This window comes from uncultured Roseobacter sp. (assembly GCF_947495025.1).
In the GTDB taxonomy this organism is placed as follows: Bacteria; Pseudomonadota; Alphaproteobacteria; order Rhodobacterales; family Rhodobacteraceae; genus Roseobacter.
On record NZ_CANLXG010000004.1, the window covers coordinates 65365 to 82764 of the forward strand.

The following is a 17400-nucleotide window of genomic DNA, read 5'->3' on the forward strand; positions in this document are numbered from 1 at the left end:
CTGACCCCCGGAGGGATACAATATGCACGCCTATCGCAGCCACTCCTGTGCTGATCTGACCGTTGAAAACGTCGGGCAAACTGTCCGTCTGTCCGGCTGGGTGCATCGTGTCCGTGATCATGGCGGGGTCCTGTTCATCGATCTGCGCGACCACTACGGTGTCACCCAGGTGCTTTGCGACCCGGACAGCCCGGTTTTTGCCGAGGTTGAGAAGGTACGCGCAGAATGGTGCATCCGCATCGATGGTGAGGTCAAAGCGCGGGACGCCTCTCTCGTGAACGACAAGATTCCGACAGGTGCGGTTGAGGTTTTTGTCCGTGACATCGAAGTGCTGGGCCCCGCCGGGGAGTTGCCGCTTCAGGTCTTCGGGGACCAGGAATACCCCGAAGAAACCCGTCTGCGGTATCGCTATCTCGATCTGCGACGCGAGAAGATGCAGAAGAACATGGCCCTGCGCTCAGATGTGGTTGCATCAATCCGCAAACGCATGTGGGACGGAGGCTTCCGCGAATATCAGACGCCGATCATCACCGCTTCAAGCCCTGAAGGCGCGCGCGATTTTCTCGTGCCGAGCCGGCTGCATCCGGGCAAATTCTATGCGCTGCCCCAGGCACCGCAGCAATTCAAACAGCTGTTGATGGTTTCCGGGTTTGACCGCTATTTCCAGATTGCACCCTGTTTCCGGGACGAAGACCCCCGCGCCGACCGCTCACCGACCGACTTCTATCAGCTTGACCTCGAAATGAGCTTTGTCACGCAGCAGGACGTGTTTGATGCGATCCAGCCGGTTCTTACCGGCGTCTTTGAGGAATTTGGCGGCGGGAAATCCGTCGATCAGGAATGGCCGCAGATTTCGTATAAGGACGCAGCGCTGTGGTATGGTTCGGACAAACCGGACCTGCGCAACCCGATCAGAATGCAGGTGGTGTCCGAACATTTTGCCGGCTCCGGTTTTGCCATTTTTGCGAAACTGCTGGAGCAGGAAGGTACTGAAATCCGCGCAATCCCGGCGCCAACAGGTGGTAGCCGTAAATTCTGTGACCGCATGAACGCCTTTGCTCAGAAAGAAGGACTGCCGGGCATGGGTTATATTTTCTGGCGCGACCAGGGAGAGGGCATGGAGGCCGCCGGGCCGCTTGCCAAGAACATTGGCCCGGAACGCACCGAGGCGATCCGTCAGCAGCTGGGGCTTGGTGTCGGCGACGCGGCATTTTTCCTCGGTGGCAGGCCTAAAACCTTTGAAGCTGTTGCAGGCAAGGCGCGCAATGTCATCGGTGCCGAGCTGGGGCTGACAGACAAGGACCGTTTTGCCTTTGCCTGGATCGTCGATTTCCCGATTTATGAAAAAGACGAAGAGACCGGCAGGATCGATTTTGAGCACAATCCGTTTTCTATGCCGCAGGGTGGCATGGAGGCATTGGAGGGTGACCCTCTTGCCGTGCGTGGCTATCAGTATGACCTGGCGTGCAACGGATATGAGCTGGTCTCGGGTGCCATCCGGAACCACCGTCCGGAGATAATGTTCAAGGCCTTTGAGATCGCCGGTTATGGCGAGGAAGAAGTGCGCAAGCGTTTTGGCGGTATGGTCAACGCGTTCCAGTATGGCGCACCGCCGCATGGTGGATGTGCCGCCGGTATCGACCGCATCGTGATGCTGCTGGCCGAGGAGAGCAATATCCGTGAGGTTATCCTCTTCCCGATGAACCAGAGGGCCGAAGACCTGATGATGTCTGCCCCCTCGGAGCCTATGAGCGACCAGCTGATGGAACTGGGACTGCGCGTCATCCCGCAGGACTGAAAACTGCCGGAGCAGGCACCGGAGGCGCAGTATGATCCCTGATGGACAAAGCCCGCAGTTCGGCGCACCTGTGCCGGACTGGAGACAGCCGCCTGCACCAGCCGGCGCGCCCTTGTCCGGTCACTACGTGACACTCGAAGCGCTGGATCCGGCGGCTCACGCAACAGATCTGTTCAGAGCATTTCACAGTGCCGATGCTGTGTGGGATTACCTGCCCTACGGGCCATTCCCCGATTTTGGCGGCTATCAGAACTGGTTGAGAGAGACTGTCGCGCATTCAGGCCACCTCTTTTATGCAATCCGCAATGAAGCAACCGGCAACTGGGAAGGTGTTGCGAGCTATCTGCGTATTGATCCTGCCAACGGGTCGATTGAAGTCGGGAACATCAATTACAGTCCCGCGCTGCAGCGCACCCGGGCGGCGACCGAAGCGATGTACCTGTTGATGAAATGGGCGTTCGAGAACGGATACCGGCGCTATGAATGGAAGTGTAACGCGCTCAACCTGCCCTCCCGCCGGGCGGCCCAGAGGCTGGGTTTCAGCTACGAGGGCGTTTTTCGCCAGGCCACGATTGTCAAAGGGTGCAATCGGGATACGGCCTGGTTTGCTGCTATCGACAGCGAGTGGCCGCGGCTTGAACAGGCGTTTCAGGCGTGGCTGTCGCCGGATAACTTTGATGGTGCGGGGCGCCAGATTACTGACCTTGGCACGCTGACCAGACCGGTGCGTGTCAGCTCAGACCCTGCTTTGGTCGGGTAACCCCCGCCGCTCAGATGGCCAGTTTGCGCGTCAGACGTTCCTGGATCAGATGGGAGAGCCTTGCCGCTTCATTCTTTGCTGACTGACCCGCCGCGCGTTTCGCCGCGATTGCCGCTGCTGCGGCTTCCAGCCCGTCGTCACTGGCGGAACGGGCAACCCCACCCAGAAACTGCGCGACATAATCGAGGGTTGTTTCATCAGACTGCTCGTCCAGAACACCCGCGATATGTGCCATGTCGTCCTGAAAAGCCATGATATCAGGGCTGATCTGATCGTCCGGCAGCTCGCGCAGACCAGCAGGCTGCCGGTCTGGCGGAAGATTGGACAAAACAGACTGCTGGAACACCGACAGCGATGTAATAGGTTTGGCGAGAAAATCATCCGCACCAGCGGCAATACACAATGCCTCGCCGTCCGGATCGCCGGACGTACCAAGCACGACGTCAACGCGTGGATCGCTCTGAGACAGTTCAGCAATCAGGTCAAGGCCGTTACCATCGGGCAGACCGATATCAACGATTACCACAGACGGGCGGTACACCTGCAGGTGCCTGCGCGCGGATTTCAGGCAGTCCGCACGTCTGATCCGTGCGCCGCTGCGCAGACAAAGAAGGCGCATCGCCTCGCAGGCAAAACGGCTGTCTTCGATAACCAGAACAGTAAGCCCAAGAAGCGGTCGCAGGGCAGTCGGCGCCGGGATTACCGGCGCAAAAGGGTCTGTCTCGTCCATCGTTATCTCCAGGCGGGTGACTCGTGATGCGACTCAGCATGGCGATACTTGGCTAACAGCCGGTTAATTTAAGCTCCTGGCTCTGACTGCGGCGGTGCGTCACTTGCACAGCGCCCGCCTGCGCAGCATATACGCAACAGCAAACATCACCGGAGCCGGAAATATGATTGGTCGCCTGAACCACGTCGCCATTGCAGTGCCAGATCTTGAGGCCGCAGCGGATCAGTACCGAAATGCACTGGGCGCAAAAGTGGGCGCGCCACAGGATGAGCACGACCACGGTGTGACAGTTGTTTTCATCGAGCTGCCCAATACCAAGATCGAGCTTCTCTACCCGCTGGGAGAAAACAGTCCCATCCAGGGGTTTCTGGAAAAGAACCCCGCCGGTGGTATTCACCACATCTGTTATGAGGTGGATGACATTCTGCAGGCGCGCGACCATCTGCTGGAAACCGGTGCGCGGGTGCTGGGCACAGGCGAGCCTAAAACCGGCGCCCACGGCAAGCCGGTGCTGTTTCTGCATCCGAAAGACTTTAACGGCTGCCTCGTTGAACTCGAGCAGGTCTGAGGACTGAGTATGGGAATTACATCCGCGCTGGTACTTTTTGCGGTCATCTGGTCGATGACCTTTCTGATTATCCTGCCGATCCGGGTCAAAACTCAGGGCGATCTTGGCGAGATCGTGCCCGGCACGCACGCAGGCGCGCCGGAAGTGCACAACATCGGTAAAAAGGCAAAGATCACGACGGCAATCAGCCTGGTGCTCTGGGCGGTAATCGCCGGAATTATCCTGTCAGAGGTGATTTCCGTCAGGGATCTGGACTGGTACGGTCATATGGGGCCTGAGGCGCCAGCTGATGGAACAGATGGGTAAAGGTTGCAGCCCCGAGGATCGGGATCAGCAGGTTCAGCAACGGGACTGACAGAGGCACGGCCATCAGAATACCTGCGATCCAGATCCGGATCCGGAACCTGCTGCGCAGTTCCCGCGCCCTTTTGCGCCCGACCCTGCGCATTGCTGCAAGGGTAAAATACTCGCGTCCCAGCAGGAACCCGTTCAGCCCCCAGAAAATGAACGGTGCAAACGGCGCAAAGATCACATAGAGCACCAGCGCCACGAGGTTTGCGGCCAGCAGCACACCCAGAAAATTAATGGTATCCCGCAGCGCGTCTCCGAAAGGCACACTCTGGGCCGGCCCCAGCTGTGGATAGTGCTCGTCCTCGACGGCCTGAGCCACCGTTTCGAGAAACATAGAGGTGATGGCCGATGCGACGGGGACCATCAGAAAAACCGAAAGCAGCGCCAGCAGAATTGCAGAGCCCCAGCTGGCCAGATCGTTCAGCCAGCGGACCTCGCCAACAAGCGGCAGGGTTGTCTGATCCCCCACGACCCACCCGATCAGCCAGACGAATCCGGCCGAAGCGCCGATGAGCAGCAGAAGGGTCAGTGCGATTCCGGTCAGAAAAACCCGGCGAAATCGCGGGTCAGAAAGTTGCCCAAGCGACCGGAAGAACGCATCGAGTATCACGCGGACACCCATGTTGTAATTGCTGCCATATCCGGACGCGGGCGTTCCGGCGGCGCTGTTGTTTCCGTCGCAATATGTACAAAACCGGCAATACGTTCGTTTGCTTCAAGGCCAAGTGCGTCGGTCATGAAGCCACGGTCATGGCTGGGCCACCCGGACAACCAGTTCGCGCCCCAGCCGGCCGCCAGAGCTGCATTCAGCAGCGAGAGACAGACCGCACCAGCTGAATATGTCTGCTCCAGCGCCGGGATCTTTTCTGAGGGTTTCTGTACCTCGATGACAGCAACTGCCAGCAAGCCCTGATCGAACTGGTTCCTGCCTTTTGCGATCTGCTCCGCGTCCATTCCCATTGCTGCTCCCCGTGCACTGACCACGTCTGCCAGCCTGGCCATAGCGGACTGTTCGATCACTATGAACCGCCAGGGTTCAAGTTTGCCATGGTCCGGTGTGCGCGCTGCGGCCTGCAACAGAGGCGTCAGTTCCTCGGGGCCCGGCGCAGGTAACTGAAGCGTTTTGGCGGGACGCGACCGCCGTGTTTGCAGAAAGGCGGTTGCGCCGGAATTGGGTGCGGGCATCTTGAGACTCCGTGATGTCACAGCTGACTTGCGAGATAGTCAATTTCTGCTTTGAGAAAAGCGTCAAAGCGCGGTCCGGGCTGACGGATATTCAGGGCATGTGCCATGGGATCAGGCGCTGATTTACTGCTGCCCGACAGCGCTTCGAGGGTCGCGTGACCGCAAAACGGGACATAGACCTCTGAATACCCGCCTTCGTGGACCAGTACCAGACGCCCGCTGCAAAGCTCCTCGGCGGCCTGCCGGACGCGCAGTGTCATCTGGCGGAAGGTCTCGGCAGTTGCCAGCATCCGTGCCAGCGGATCAATGGCCGAGGCGTCGAATCCGCAGGCGACAATGATGACGTCGGGGCGGAAGGCTTCGATCTGCGGCAGTATGACTGTGTCCATCGCGTGCAGGTAGGCACTGTGCCCCGCACCGGCCGGCAGTGGCAGATTGACGTTACAGCCGGTACCCGCGCCCCGGCCTCTGTCGGTCACGGCACCGGTATCCAGTGGATAGTTGCCTTCCTGGTGCAGTGACAGAGTCAGCACGTCATCCCGGTCATAGAAAATAGCTTCTGTGCCATTGCCGTGGTGCACATCCCAGTCCAGCACAACAAAACGCTGCGCCAGTCCTCTGGCCCGGGCGGATTCAATCGCGATTGCGATGTTGGCCAGCAGGCAAAAGCCGTTGGGAAAGTCAGGAAGGCAGTGATGTCCGGGGGGGCGCGACAGCGAGTAGGCGTTTGTCACCGAACCGGTGAGCACGTCTTCCAGAGCGGTTTTCGCCAGCCCGGCGGACAGCGCCGCGATTTCATAACCACCGCGCGCGAAAGGCGTGGCCCGGCCTATTTCCCCGCCCCCCGCGTCTGACATTTCCCTGAAAGCGTCCAGATAGTGCGCCGGATGAACCCGCAGCAGATCTTCGCGCGTGGCCTCCGGAGCACTGCGCATCTCCAGATCGGCGGTGATGCCGGTGACATCCATCAGGTTTTTCAGGCGGCGTTTGGTTTCGGGGTTTTCGGGCAATCCGCCCGCTGCGAGCGGTTGCACATAGCCACCGAGCGGTATTGTGAAAGCGTAGTTTCCGCCCGCATGCCAGAAGCAGCGCTCGTCGTGATAGAACCCGGTTGTCACAGCTTTTCTCCCGCGCAGATGTTATCGCGAAACTGACTTATGGGTCCTGATTTGTCCATCGGCGCGGGACCGAATTCAGGAACCTTCGCGGATAATGGCATCGACATCGAGACGGACGTTGACCATCGCCAGAGTGCCATCTGCGCCGCGGGGCCAGTCGGCGGGCGCACGGTCACGGTAAAGCTCGACCCCGTTCCCGTCCGGATCACGCAGATAGACCGCTTCGCTGACGCCGTGATCTGCCGCGCCATCCAGAACATAACCAGCGTCAAGAACGCGCCTGATGACGGCCCCGAGAGCGGCGCGGTCCGGGTAGAGGAATGCGCTGTGATACAGACCGGTTGTTCCCTGCGCCGGGGCTGCGCCATTCTTGCTGTGCCATGTATTCAGACCGATGTGGTGGTGATACCCGCCAGCGCCCAGAAAGGCCGCCTCGTCGCCGAAACGCTGTGTCAGTTCGAATCCGAGAATGTCCCGGTAGAACTTAATTGCCCGTTCAAGGTCCGCCACTTTAAGGTGAACATGCCCGACGCTTGGGTGTGGTTGCTGGGCCATACCGGTCTCCTTTTCAGCAAAGCTTGAAAGGAGATATTGGCTGCCGGGACCCATTGCCAGCCCCACCGCTGCGCATAATCTGTGCGCAGGCGCAAACAGTCTTTCGGCAGATTTTCGCCTTATGCGGGAGATCAGTGAGACAAAATGCGCCTGGTGTGATATTTTATCCTTTGTTCTGAGGGGGTAAGGAAATGCCACGTTTCGCAAATATTCCGGCTTTGTCCAATCTGATGCAGTCGGTCACCCATTCAAAGCACACTGGCTGGGTCTCTTTGAGCGTGGCGCTTGTGCTTTGTGTCGCCGTGCTGTGGACAGCCTTCTTCTTTATCGTCGTCTCAGGCCTGATCGGTGCGGGCGCAGGAATCTGGCTCCACTACGGCCAGAACCGGGACAACCCTGTTCAGGTGCTGCGCCCTGTACGGGGGATGAAGCGTATCTGGATTGTTCTGATTGTCAGCGGTGCTGGGATTGCGTTCTCACTGAGCCTTTTCTTTTCCGGGCTTTTCACACCGGATACCCGGCCGTTTCTGTCCGGCCTCTATATGACCGCTGCAAATGGCCTGTTCTCGTTCAGCGCTGCGTTCTTTACAGCAGGCCTGCTGGTGATTGCGGACGCGCGCGACCGCATCCTCGCGTCAGATGCTGTTCAGATGCATGCCTGGCAGCAAGACGCCCGGCCGATCGGGTTCGCGTTTCTGCTGCGCAGCCTGCGCAAGGCTTAACGCACCATGCCCATAATCTCGTAGGTCCGCGCCAGGACCGGCGCGGTGATCTCGCGCGCCTGTTCCGCGCCGCGTGCCAGAATACGGTCGATCTCTGCCGGGTCAGCCATCAGTCGCGCCATCTCGCCTGAAATCGGGGACAATCTGGAAACGGCCAGCTCGGCAAGCAGCGGCTTGAAGGTCCCGAACTGCTGTCCGCCGACCTCGGCAAGCGTCTGTTCCACGGTCTGTTCGTTCAGCGCGGCGTAGATATTCACCAGATTGCGCGCCTCGGGCCGGTCGGCAAGACCCTCGACTTCGGAGGGCAGGGCGTCGGGATCCGTTTTTGCTTTGCGGATTTTCTTTGCAATCGTATCAGCATCATCCGTCATATTGATGCGGCTGGCGTCTGACGGATCAGATTTGGACATTTTCTTGGAGCCGTCGCGCAGGCTCATGACCCGCGTCGCAGCACCTTCAATCACCGGCTCTGTGATCGGAAAGAAATCAACACCATAGTCATGGTTGAACTTGGTCGCGATATCGCGCGTCAGCTCCAGGTGCTGTTTCTGATCCTCGCCTACAGGAACGTGCGTCGCGTGATAGATCAGGATATCTGCCGCCATCAGAGCGGGATAGCCGAACAGCCCCAGGGATACGTTCTGGGCATTCTTGCCCGCTTTATCCTTGAACTGTGTCATGCGCTGCATCCAGCCCATGCGGGCCACACAGGAAAAGACCCAGCCCAGCTGTGCATGTTCGGGTACCTGGCTCTGATTGATCAGAATGGATTTCTCGGGTGTCAGACCTGACGCAATGAAACCTGCAGCCAGTTCACGTGTGTTGCGCGCCAGATCCGCAGGGTTCTGCCAGACGGTTACGGCGTGCAGGTCGACCATGCAGTAGATCGTTTCCATGCCTTCGTCCTGCATCTGCACAAAGCGTTTGATCGCACCGAGATAGTTGCCCAGCGTCAGACCGCCCGACGGCTGGATGCCGGAAAAGACACGCGGAGTGAATTGCGGGCTGGTCATTCTGTAGCTCCATTCCTGGCTGGCGTTACGCGTTGGCGTGGCTTACCCATGGGGCACAGCATCGTCAAGGAATGCCGCACAGATGGATGATTATCGCGAAGCCCCGCCGGTGAACCCGCTGCCGCCCGTTGTGGTGGTGCTGTTTCTCGCCATGGCGATCCCTGAGGCACTTTTTTCACTGGGAGCCTCAGGTATGCTCGGCGGACCAGAGGCGGTCGGCTGGCGGCTGGAATTCGTTCAGCGTTTTGCCTTTTCGGGCGACATCTTTGACTGGATGGTGCGCAACGGGCGGTGGCCTCCTGAACATCTGCAGCGGTTTGTGACCTACAGTTTTGTGCATTCCGGCTTCACGGCGGCGCTCTTTGCTGTCGTGCTGACGCTGGCGCTGGGCAAAATGGTGGGCGAAACGCTGGGGCAGCTGGCAGTGGTCGTTCTGTTTTTCGGAGGCGCTTTCTTCGGCGCGCTGGTTTACGGGCTCCTGCTGAATGATCCTGCATGGATCGTTGGCGGATTTCCTGCGGTCTATGGCCTGATCGGCGGATACTCCTTTGTTATGTGGCTGAAACTCAGCCTTGCGGGGGAGCAGCAGATGCGCGCGTTTTCCCTGATCGCAATGCTCATGGGGCTCCAGCTCATCTGGGGTGTGTTTTTTGGGCCATCCACCGAATGGGTTGCTGACCTTGCGGGTTTTGCGTTTGGCTTTGTCGCCTCGGCGCTTCTGGTGCCGGGTGGAATGACCCGGCTGATCCGCGCGCTCAGGCGGGACTGATCAGCCGCGGCGCAGAGCGGCCCGGAACTCGGACAGCCTGAAAGCCCCGAAAAGCTGTCCCGATCCAAAGTAAACAAGCATCCCGATGCCGATCAGAACTGCAAGCGCCAGTGCCCTCCACCATGCCAGGCCAAGGAACGGGTTGAGCGCGGCTGCTGATACCCAGAGCGCTGCCGCCATCACCACCGATGCCACAACCATCCGCCAGATCCGCTGGCGGAACCTGTCGTCAAAGCGGGCAACTTCGCCATACTGGCGCGCGCCGGTCTGCAAAAGCAGCACCATGATCCATGCTGCAACGGTGGTGGCGATCGCGGGCGCCAGCCAGCCGATCACCGGCGCGAGACCTATTGCAAGAACGGCATTGATCACCATCGAGACGACCGCGTAATGAAAAGGTCTCCGGGTGTCTTCGCGCGCAAAGTAAAGCGGTTGAAGGATTTTCTGCAGCACAAAGGCCGGCAGGCCAAGGCCATAGATCGCCACGGCGCTGGCGATAGCGGCGCTGTCATCGGTTGTGGCAGCGCCGCGCTCGAAAAGAACTGACACAAGCGGGAAGGGGATCACAATCAGGGCAAAGGCGGCAGGGATTGTCAGAGCCAGAGAAATCTCGCCCGCCCGGCTGAGCGCGATCCGCGCACCTGTGTCGTCTTTTGACTGAAGTTTGCGCGACAGATCCGGCAACAGAACAACGCCCACCGCGATACCAACCACCCCCAGGGGCAGCTGGTAGAGACGGTCAGCGGCAAAAAGCCAGCCGACGGCCTTGTCGAAATAGCTGGCGACCTGCTGACCGACCAGCAGGTTGATCTGAACAACTCCTCCGGCGAGGGCCGCGGGGATGGCAACGCGCACCAGGTTGCGCATCTGCGGTGTGAGACGGGGTCGCCTTATGCTGAGACGGAATCCGGCGCGGCGCACCGCGATCCAGAGCAGTCCGAACTGGGCGACGCCTGCAACCGGAATGCCCCAGATCAGCGCGCGGGCAATATCCCCGCCGGTTGTCGCGGCGACAGCCATGGCAGCGATCAGCAGGACGTTGAGCAGCACAGGTGCGGCTGCCGCAGCCGCAAAACGGCCAGAGGCGTTCAGCATGCCCGACAGCAGTGCGGCAAGTGAGATAAAGAGCACATAGGGAAAAGCTATGCGCCCGAATTCGACAGACAGGTCAAACTCTTCCTGCCCTGCAAAACCAGAGGCAATTCCATAGATCAGCCAGGGCATTGCGGCCATTGCCACAAGCGTCAGCGCGATCAGAACTGTGGTAAGCCCGGCAAAGGCGTCTGACGCGAACCCGTCGGGATCGTCCCCGCCCTCGACTTTCTTCGAGAACATCGGGACAAAGGCCATGTTGAATGCACCTTCGGCGAAAAACCGGCGGAACATATTTGGCAGTCTGAAGGCCACCACATACGCCTGGTAAAGCGGCCCGGTGCCCAGATAGGCGAGGATCATCGCGTCACGGATAAACCCCAGTACGCGCGACATCAGCGTCCAGCCACCTACAGTGAAAAAGCCGGACATCAGGCGGATGGGCTTCAACTCTTCGCCCTTTCGACGCCTTCTTCGATCGCCGCACGAAGCCGCTTCTCAAGGCTGCGCTGCTTGCTTTCAGAGTGGTACTTCAGGCCGAACATATCCTTGACATAGAAGGTGTCGACCACCTGTTCGCCATAGGTCGCGATCACCGCATTGGCGATATAGACGTTTGAGGCCGCCAGCGTCCGGGCCAGGTCATAAAGCAGGCCGGGACGGTCGCGGGTGTCCACCTCGATGATCGTGTAGATCTCGGAGCCTTCGTTGTCGAATGTGATATGCGTCGGCACCCGGAAAGCACGCTCGCGTTTCTTGACCTTGTCGCGGTCCTTGAGGGCGTCGCGCGCAACGACTTCGCCGTGCAGCGTACGCTCGATCATGCGCCGCAGACGAGGCAGGCGCGAGGCGTCATATGGGTTACCGTCTGCGTCCTGAATCCAGTAGGCGTCTGTGACAAACCCGTCTTTGGTCGTGTAGCTGCGGGCATCGACAACATTGGCGCCGACCAGCGCGAGGGCACCGGCGAGGCGGGTAAAGATGCCCGGATGATCCGCCATCACAAAACAGGCGCGTGTCGCATCACGGTCTTCATCCGGGTGAAGATCAATCCTGATCTCATCTTCTTTGATGTCGCGCAGCATCTCGGCAAAGGTGGCGTGTGCGGTGACGTGCAGACCCTGCCAGTACGGGTCATAGTGGCGGCCGGTTTCCGTCTGCAGATCCTTGCGCGGCCAGTCGCTGAGTGCCTCACGCAGAGCGCGTTTGGCCTCTGCACCGCGGTTCTCGCGGTTGAGATCCTCGAGGCCGGTTTCAAGCGCTTTGCGTGTCTGGCGGTAGAGTGCGCGGATCAGCACAGCTTTCCAGTTGTTCCAGGTATTGGGCCCGACACCACGGATGTCGCAGACCGTCAGAACACAGAGCAGGTCGAGGCGTTTTACCGTCTGTACCGCTTTGGCAAATTCGCGGACAGTACGCGGGTCTGCAATGTCGCGTTTCTGCGCCATATCAGACATCAGCAGGTGATACCGGACCAGCCATTCGACTGTATCTGTGTCCGTCTTGCTCAGCCCCAGCCTGGGCGCAATTTTGCGCGCCATCTGCGCGCCGAGTATCGAATGGTCTTCGGGGCGCCCCTTGGCGATATCGTGCAGCAGAAGCGCTGTGTAGAGCACCTTGCGGTTCACCCCGTCCTTGAGGATGGAGGAGGCAACGGGCAGGTCTTCTTCCAGCTCACCACGTTCTATCTGGCTCAGTGTTGTGACGCACTGAATGATATGTTCGTCGACGGTGTAGGAGTGGTACATGTTGAACTGCATCATTGCGACGATGAACTCGAACTCCGGAATAAACGTACCCAGGACGCCCAGTTCGTTCATACGCCGCAGCGCGCGTTCAGGGTTGCCGTGTTTGAGCAGAAGATCAAAGAAGATGCGTCGCGCCTCGGGTGCGTTCCGCATGTCATCATCAATCAGATCCAGGTTGGCTTTGACCAGCCGCATTGCGTCGGGGTGGATCAGCATGCCGGTCCGCAGACCTTCCTCGAAAATCCGCAACAGGTTCAGTTTGTCGGATAGAAACGCCTCATCGTCCCTGATCGCGAGCCGGTTGTGCACAACAACATATCCCGGGCGTGTGCGCGGACGCCGCCTGAAGATCCGTTCGAGCAGCGGATCTGCCTTGACGTGATCTGCTTCCATCTTGGTCAGGAAAATGCGGGTCAGGTCACCGACTTCAGTGGCATGCCTGAAAAACGCTTGCATAAAGACCTCGACACCGCGCCGGCCCGAGGTGTCTTCGTACCCCATGGCCTCCGCGACCTGGGCCTGCATGTCAAAAGTCAGCTGTTCGGTCGGGCGTCCGCTGAGCAGGTGAAGGTGACCGCGCACGGCCCAGAGAAAGTTTTCGGCCGAAACGAAATTACTGAATTCCTCGGCAGTAAACACGCCCAGACGGACCAGTTCGGCCGTGTCCTTGACGCCATGAACATATTTCGCAATCCAGTACAGGGACTGCAGGTCGCGCAGGCCGCCCTTGCCTTCCTTGACATTCGGCTCCACCACATAACGCTGGCCGTGTTTCTTGTGCCGCGTTTCGCGTTCCGCCAGTTTTGCTTCGATAAAAGCGCGTTCTGATCCGGTGAAAAGATCGGCACGGAGCTTTTCCGCGAGCTTGTCAGCAAGGGCTTTGTCACCAGCCAGATACCGTTGTTCCAGCAGTGCTGTACGGATTGTGAAATCTTCCGCGCCCAGCCGCAGGCATTCTCTGACAGTGCGACTTGCGTGGCCGACCTTAAGCTTCAGGTCCCAGAGCATATACAGCATCGTTTCAATGACACTCTCGGCCCAGGGGGTCATTTTGTAGGGTGTCAGAAACAACAGATCAACGTCCGAAAAGGGCGCCATTTCGCCCCGGCCATATCCGCCCACTGCGATCAGAGACAGATGCTCACCTGCCGTCGGATTCGGGCGACGGTGCAGAACGTCGGTGGCCACCCAAAGTACGGTGCGCACCAGTTCATCCGTCAGGAACGTGTAAGCGCGCGTCATCGGACGGGCATCAAAGGGATTTTCCGCAAAGGCCGCGGCAATCGCGCGCCGGCCGGAAGTCTGTGCTTCCCGGAGAACAGTTACGGTCACGTTGCGTGTTTCAGCAGCCGAGAGTTCGGCCTCAAAAGCTTCCCGAAGCCGTGCCGTCACCCCGGCGCGATCAAACACTGCCTCCTGCGGACAGATCAGGTCTGGTGTCTCCACAGGTATTTCCTGTGGTTCGGTCAGGGTCATGTCTGTGCCTTACAAACCCGCGCCGCCGAAACTCTGCGGGGCAGGGCTGAGAATTTCCACCTGGGCATTGGTAATCGTGGCGACGGCCAGACCGCGCTGATTTGTGCCGTCGGGCAGCAGCCGGAAGATGCCGCTGGCGCCCCGGTATCCTGCGCCCTGGGTCAGCGCTGCGCGGGTCAGGGCGTCGCTGTTGCCCTGGCTTACCAGAGCACCGATGGCGGCAATCCCGTCAAAGGCCAGCCCACCGATCGGGTGCGGGGCCGCCCCGTAGGCAGACTGATACTGACCGCTGAACAGGGATGTGGCGCCCGGATCAGGAACCGCAAACCAGCCTCCCTGAACGCCCGGCAGGCTCAGGGTCTGCGGCGGGATATCCCAGCGGGTCAGGCCGATGAACTGTGCGGTTGCACTTGATACCCCGGCCTCGGGCAGAAGCTGTGACAACAGCGGCAGCGCGGTCGCTGTATCGGTAGTCATAAAGATCGCATCCGCGCCGGTCGACTGAACCGTGCTTTTGATGTTCGGAATCGCTGCAATTACGTCCTGCTGGGACAATGCATAGCTGACTGTGCCCGTTACCGCAGCACCCTGGCTGGTCACAGCGCGCTGGATGGCATCGCGGCCCTGCGTACCGGCGGAGTCCTGCCCGTGCACGGTTACAAACCGGCTTTTCCCCTGCGCGCGCGCGAAGGCCGTCATGCGGTTTGCCGTGTTCTGAAAGGTCTGACCCAGCACGAACACATTGCCGCCCGCAATGGCTGCATTGTTGGAAAACGCCAGGACGTTGACGTTGTCGCCGGCCACTGCGACGCCCACAGCATTCGCAGGCCCTGCAAATACGGGTCCGAGGATAATCTTGGCGCCGTCATCCACCGCCTGCCGCGCGGCACCGGCGGCAGTGGTCGCATCCGCAGCTGTCGGATAAACGCGCAGGTCGATCTGTACGCCGTTAAGGTCACGCATTGCGAGCCGCGCCGCGTTTTCAAGGCTTTGCGCGAGAATATCATTCGTGACATTGCCGGAACCTGCAGGCACAAGCAGAGCAACCGGTACCGGTTTGGAAGGGTTGATCGACGCGCCGGTTCCGAATCCACCGGGAACAGGTTCACAGGCTGCCAGAGCCAGCGCGGCCAGGGGCCAGACAAGCCAGGTCAGAAGCTTGCGGGCGGCGGGGAAAACGGCAAACATAAGCGATACTCCGGTTTTTGCGCATTCTGCGCAGATTTTCGGCAATCATAGACGTCACGAAAGGCGGGTCCAGCTTTGAATTTCCAAAAGGTGCCTCTCGCCGCCGGAGTATGGTTCGTTGGTGTTCCGATCGGGACGGCCCGGGACATCACCCTCCGGGCGCTTGATGTCCTGGCATCAGCAGACGTGCTGGCAGCTGAGGATACGCGCAGCCTGCGTAAGCTGATGGATATTCACGGGGTTCCGCTGAACGGCCGGCGGATTGTGGCGCTGCATGATCACAGCAGAGGCGGGGCAACAGAAGAACTGCTGGAGACTGTCCGGTCGGGCAGATCTGTCGCATATGCGTCAGAGGCAGGAATGCCCCTGATCGCAGACCCGGGGTTTGGTCTCGCGCGGGATGCCGCAGCCGCGGGACTGACCGTCACCTCGGCACCGGGCCCGTCCGCAGTTCTGACGGCCCTTGTTCTGGCTGGGCTGCCCACAGATGCATTCTTTTTTGCCGGTTTTCTGCCGAATGCTTCTGCAGCGCGGCGCTCGGCGCTTGAAGCCGTCAGGGACATACCGGGTACACTGGCATTTTACGAGTCGCCAAAGCGTCTGGCGGCGATGCTCGCGGATGCCTCAGCGGTGCTGGGCGCGGAGCGGTCGGCGGCAGTCTGCCGCGAGCTGACAAAGAAATTTGAAGAAGTGCGCCGCGGAACTCTTGGAGAACTTGCCGGCGCACTGGCCGACGAAAAGGTCAGAGGCGAAATCGTGGTGCTGATCGATCGGGCGCGTTCGCAACCTGTTAGTACTTCCGGGATAGAACAGGACCTGAAAGAGGCGCTGGAGAAGATGTCTGTGCGCGATGCCGTCGATATGGTTGCCAGGGCCCACAACATGGCAAGGCGTCAGATTTACCAGATGGCACTTGTCCTGACCAGGGAGTAATTATGCCAGTCACCAATGCCAGGCGCGTCCGGGGCCAGACCAGTTTCCAGGCGGGTCTTGCCGCCGAGGAGATCGTCAGTCGGGCCTATCTCGCGCGTGGCTATGAACTGGCAGCTGAACGCTGGCGGGGCGTGGCGGGTGAGGTTGATCTGATTTTTCGCCGCAACGGTGCGCTGGTTTTTACTGAAGTCAAAAAGAGCCGTTGCTTTGACACTGCCGCCCTTCGGATCGGGGCCCGTCAGATGGCACGAATTACGGCAGCAGCGCAGGAGTTCGCGGCCGGGGAGCCACGGGGGCTGCTCACGGAGATGCGATTTGATGCGGCACTGGTGGATGGCCGGGGCGGTCTGCGTGTATTGCCAAATGCCTTTGCGGCAGGCTGAGGTTTTCGCCGCGGGCCATTGCACTGCCCGGTTTCCTGGCCCATTTAGTGGGTGTCAACACAGGGAGCGGCCATGAAAATCGCCTTTCAGATGGACCCGATCGGGGATGTGGATATCAACGCAGACAGCTCATTCCGGCTGGCTGAGGAGGCGCAGGCCCGGGGCCACATCCTGTTTTTCTACACACCGGATCATCTTGCCTATCAGGAAGGCAGAATAACCGCCCGCGGGCATGATCTGCAGGTGCAGCGGGTACAGGGAGAGCACGCAACGCTTGGACCTGAGAAAGAAGTTGACCTGGTTGATTTCGACGTTGTCTGGCTGCGCCAGGATCCGCCGTTTGACATGCACTATATTACGTCGACCCATCTGCTGGACCGGCTGGCACCGGGCACGCTGGTCGTGAATGACCCGTTCTGGGTGCGCAACTATCCCGAAAAACTGCTGGTTCTTGATTTTCCGGATCTGACACCGCCGACGACAATTGCCAGAGACCTCGCCACAATCAAAGCATTCAAGGCCAGACATGGCGATGTCATACTGAAGCCGCTCTATGGCAACGGCGGCGCGGGTGTGTTCCGTCTGGATGCGGCAGACCGCAATCTGACCTCGCTGCACGAACTGTTTACAGGATTTTCGCGCGAACCGCTGATTGTTCAGAAATTCCTGCCGGATGTGTCCAACGGAGACAAACGGGTCATTCTGGTGGATGGTGAACCGGTTGGTGCGATAAACCGTGTGCCTGCTGCGGGCGAAACACGGTCTAACATGCACGTGGGCGGGCGACCGGAAAAGATCGGTTTGTCCGAGCGCGATCTCGAAATCTGTGCCGCCATAGGGCCGCTTCTGAAAGAGAAGGGTCAGGTGTTTGTCGGCATTGATGTGATCGGGGATTACCTGACCGAAATCAATGTGACGTCGCCGACCGGGATCCAGGAGCTGGAACGCTTTGACGGCGTGAATATTGCCGAGAAAATCTGGCAGGCCATCGAAAAGCGCGCGAGCGCCTGA

General features: G+C 59.7%; 18 protein-coding genes. 9 read left to right on the forward strand and 9 right to left on the reverse strand.

Annotated elements, in window-relative coordinates:
- The first annotated feature begins 22 nt into the window (after nucleotides 1-22).
- Both aspS and Q0792_RS17780 read left to right on the forward strand, forming a co-directional pair.
- On the forward strand, nucleotides 23-1798 hold the full coding sequence (gene aspS, locus Q0792_RS17775) for an aspartate--tRNA ligase (protein WP_298843983.1): 1776 nt from the start codon (nucleotides 23-25) through the stop codon (nucleotides 1796-1798).
- A 31-nt stretch (nucleotides 1799-1829) separates the two neighbouring features.
- Nucleotides 1830-2558 carry a GNAT family protein gene (locus Q0792_RS17780; RefSeq protein ID WP_298843986.1) on the forward strand — a complete coding sequence of 243 codons (729 nt, stop codon included), beginning with the start codon at nucleotides 1830-1832 and terminating at the stop codon, nucleotides 2556-2558.
- A gap of 10 nt (nucleotides 2559-2568) precedes the next feature.
- Here Q0792_RS17780 and Q0792_RS17785 read toward each other — a convergent pair whose 3' ends face one another.
- On the reverse strand, nucleotides 2569-3288 hold the full coding sequence (locus Q0792_RS17785; protein ID WP_298843988.1) for a response regulator: 720 nt from the start codon (nucleotides 3286-3288) through the stop codon (nucleotides 2569-2571).
- A 163-nt stretch (nucleotides 3289-3451) separates the two neighbouring features.
- Here Q0792_RS17785 and mce point away from each other — a divergent pair, with 163 nt between their 5' ends.
- Together mce and Q0792_RS17795 are read left to right on the forward strand one after the other, a co-directional pair.
- Complete coding sequence (mce, locus tag Q0792_RS17790; RefSeq protein WP_298843991.1) at nucleotides 3452-3856, forward strand: methylmalonyl-CoA epimerase; 405 nt, start codon at nucleotides 3452-3454, stop codon at nucleotides 3854-3856.
- Between the two features lie 9 nt (nucleotides 3857-3865).
- Entirely contained in the window at nucleotides 3866-4162 is a 297-nt protein-coding gene (locus Q0792_RS17795; protein ID WP_298843994.1) for a DUF1467 family protein, read from the forward strand.
- On the opposite strand, the gene Q0792_RS17800 is transcribed toward Q0792_RS17795, so the two are convergent.
- The 4 genes from Q0792_RS17800 to Q0792_RS17815 form a co-directional block, all read right to left on the reverse strand.
- Entirely contained in the window at nucleotides 4098-4829 is a 732-nt protein-coding gene (locus Q0792_RS17800) for an EI24 domain-containing protein (RefSeq protein WP_298843997.1), read from the reverse strand. The genes Q0792_RS17795 and Q0792_RS17800 overlap by 65 nt on opposite strands.
- The gene (locus tag Q0792_RS17805) at nucleotides 4814-5392 is read right to left on the reverse strand and encodes a nitroreductase family protein (protein WP_298844002.1); all 579 of its coding nucleotides are present in this window, start codon (nucleotides 5390-5392) and stop codon (nucleotides 4814-4816) included. Before Q0792_RS17805 ends, Q0792_RS17800 begins: the two co-directional genes overlap by 16 nt.
- Before the next feature lie 17 nt (nucleotides 5393-5409).
- Nucleotides 5410-6510 carry a class II histone deacetylase gene (locus Q0792_RS17810; RefSeq protein WP_298844005.1) on the reverse strand — a complete coding sequence of 367 codons (1101 nt, stop codon included), beginning with the start codon at nucleotides 6508-6510 and terminating at the stop codon, nucleotides 5410-5412.
- A gap of 75 nt (nucleotides 6511-6585) precedes the next feature.
- Nucleotides 6586-7065: a VOC family protein gene (locus tag Q0792_RS17815; RefSeq protein ID WP_298844008.1), complete on the reverse strand. Its 480-nt coding sequence runs from the start codon at nucleotides 7063-7065 to the stop codon at nucleotides 6586-6588.
- A gap of 191 nt (nucleotides 7066-7256) precedes the next feature.
- Between Q0792_RS17815 and Q0792_RS17820 the strand changes: the two genes are divergently transcribed.
- Nucleotides 7257-7787: a hypothetical protein gene (locus Q0792_RS17820; RefSeq protein ID WP_298844010.1), complete on the forward strand. Its 531-nt coding sequence runs from the start codon at nucleotides 7257-7259 to the stop codon at nucleotides 7785-7787.
- Here the strand turns inward: Q0792_RS17820 and trpS are convergent.
- Nucleotides 7784-8800: a tryptophan--tRNA ligase gene (gene trpS, locus Q0792_RS17825; RefSeq protein WP_298844013.1), complete on the reverse strand. Its 1017-nt coding sequence runs from the start codon at nucleotides 8798-8800 to the stop codon at nucleotides 7784-7786. The two genes, Q0792_RS17820 and trpS, sit on opposite strands and share 4 nt — an antisense overlap.
- Nucleotides 8801-8882: 82 nt before the next feature.
- On the opposite strand from trpS, the gene Q0792_RS17830 reads away from it, so the two are divergent.
- On the forward strand, nucleotides 8883-9569 hold the full coding sequence (locus Q0792_RS17830; RefSeq protein WP_298844016.1) for a rhomboid family intramembrane serine protease: 687 nt from the start codon (nucleotides 8883-8885) through the stop codon (nucleotides 9567-9569).
- On the opposite strand, the gene murJ is transcribed toward Q0792_RS17830, so the two are convergent.
- The 3 genes from murJ to Q0792_RS17845 are packed head-to-tail and all read right to left on the reverse strand — an operon-like array spanning nucleotide 9570 to nucleotide 15073.
- The gene (murJ, locus tag Q0792_RS17835) at nucleotides 9570-11111 is read right to left on the reverse strand and encodes a murein biosynthesis integral membrane protein MurJ (RefSeq protein ID WP_298844019.1); all 1542 of its coding nucleotides are present in this window, start codon (nucleotides 11109-11111) and stop codon (nucleotides 9570-9572) included.
- Complete coding sequence (locus Q0792_RS17840) at nucleotides 11108-13885, reverse strand: [protein-PII] uridylyltransferase (RefSeq protein ID WP_298844022.1); 2778 nt, start codon at nucleotides 13883-13885, stop codon at nucleotides 11108-11110. Before Q0792_RS17840 ends, murJ begins: the two co-directional genes overlap by 4 nt.
- Nucleotides 13886-13894: 9 nt before the next feature.
- Nucleotides 13895-15073 (reverse strand): penicillin-binding protein activator, encoded by a 1179-nt coding sequence (locus Q0792_RS17845; protein ID WP_298844025.1) that lies wholly within the window; start codon nucleotides 15071-15073, stop codon nucleotides 13895-13897.
- A gap of 75 nt (nucleotides 15074-15148) precedes the next feature.
- Between Q0792_RS17845 and rsmI the strand changes: the two genes are divergently transcribed.
- The 3 genes from rsmI to gshB all read left to right on the forward strand — a co-directional run bounded on the left by rsmI (nucleotide 15149) and on the right by gshB (nucleotide 17400).
- Nucleotides 15149-16006 carry a 16S rRNA (cytidine(1402)-2'-O)-methyltransferase gene (gene rsmI, locus Q0792_RS17850; protein ID WP_298844028.1) on the forward strand — a complete coding sequence of 286 codons (858 nt, stop codon included), beginning with the start codon at nucleotides 15149-15151 and terminating at the stop codon, nucleotides 16004-16006.
- A 2-nt stretch (nucleotides 16007-16008) separates the two neighbouring features.
- Complete coding sequence (locus Q0792_RS17855; protein WP_298844031.1) at nucleotides 16009-16389, forward strand: YraN family protein; 381 nt, start codon at nucleotides 16009-16011, stop codon at nucleotides 16387-16389.
- 72 nt (nucleotides 16390-16461) lie between these two features.
- On the forward strand, nucleotides 16462-17400 hold the full coding sequence (gshB, locus tag Q0792_RS17860; protein WP_298844034.1) for a glutathione synthase: 939 nt from the start codon (nucleotides 16462-16464) through the stop codon (nucleotides 17398-17400).

What these genes read in the sequence shown, in the direction of transcription:
- aspS (WP_298843983.1), top strand. Translation starts at nt 23, where the DNA reads ATGCACGCCTATCGCAGCCACTCCTGTGCTGATCTGACCGTTGAAAAC.
- Q0792_RS17780 (WP_298843986.1), top strand. Translation starts at nt 1,830, where the DNA reads ATGATCCCTGATGGACAAAGCCCGCAGTTCGGCGCACCTGTGCCGGAC.
- Q0792_RS17785 (WP_298843988.1), bottom strand. Translation starts at nt 3,288, where the DNA reads ATGGACGAGACAGACCCTTTTGCGCCGGTAATCCCGGCGCCGACTGCC.
- mce (WP_298843991.1), top strand. Translation starts at nt 3,452, where the DNA reads ATGATTGGTCGCCTGAACCACGTCGCCATTGCAGTGCCAGATCTTGAG.
- Q0792_RS17795 (WP_298843994.1), top strand. Translation starts at nt 3,866, where the DNA reads ATGGGAATTACATCCGCGCTGGTACTTTTTGCGGTCATCTGGTCGATG.
- Q0792_RS17800 (WP_298843997.1), bottom strand. Translation starts at nt 4,829, where the DNA reads ATGGGTGTCCGCGTGATACTCGATGCGTTCTTCCGGTCGCTTGGGCAA.
- Q0792_RS17805 (WP_298844002.1), bottom strand. Translation starts at nt 5,392, where the DNA reads ATGCCCGCACCCAATTCCGGCGCAACCGCCTTTCTGCAAACACGGCGG.
- Q0792_RS17815 (WP_298844008.1), bottom strand. Translation starts at nt 7,065, where the DNA reads ATGGCCCAGCAACCACACCCAAGCGTCGGGCATGTTCACCTTAAAGTG.
- Q0792_RS17820 (WP_298844010.1), top strand. Translation starts at nt 7,257, where the DNA reads ATGCCACGTTTCGCAAATATTCCGGCTTTGTCCAATCTGATGCAGTCG.
- trpS (WP_298844013.1), bottom strand. Translation starts at nt 8,800, where the DNA reads ATGACCAGCCCGCAATTCACTCCGCGTGTCTTTTCCGGCATCCAGCCG.
- Q0792_RS17830 (WP_298844016.1), top strand. Translation starts at nt 8,883, where the DNA reads ATGGATGATTATCGCGAAGCCCCGCCGGTGAACCCGCTGCCGCCCGTT.
- Q0792_RS17840 (WP_298844022.1), bottom strand. Translation starts at nt 13,885, where the DNA reads ATGACCCTGACCGAACCACAGGAAATACCTGTGGAGACACCAGACCTG.
- Q0792_RS17845 (WP_298844025.1), bottom strand. Translation starts at nt 15,073, where the DNA reads ATGTTTGCCGTTTTCCCCGCCGCCCGCAAGCTTCTGACCTGGCTTGTC.
- Q0792_RS17855 (WP_298844031.1), top strand. Translation starts at nt 16,009, where the DNA reads ATGCCAGTCACCAATGCCAGGCGCGTCCGGGGCCAGACCAGTTTCCAG.
- gshB (WP_298844034.1), top strand. Translation starts at nt 16,462, where the DNA reads ATGAAAATCGCCTTTCAGATGGACCCGATCGGGGATGTGGATATCAAC.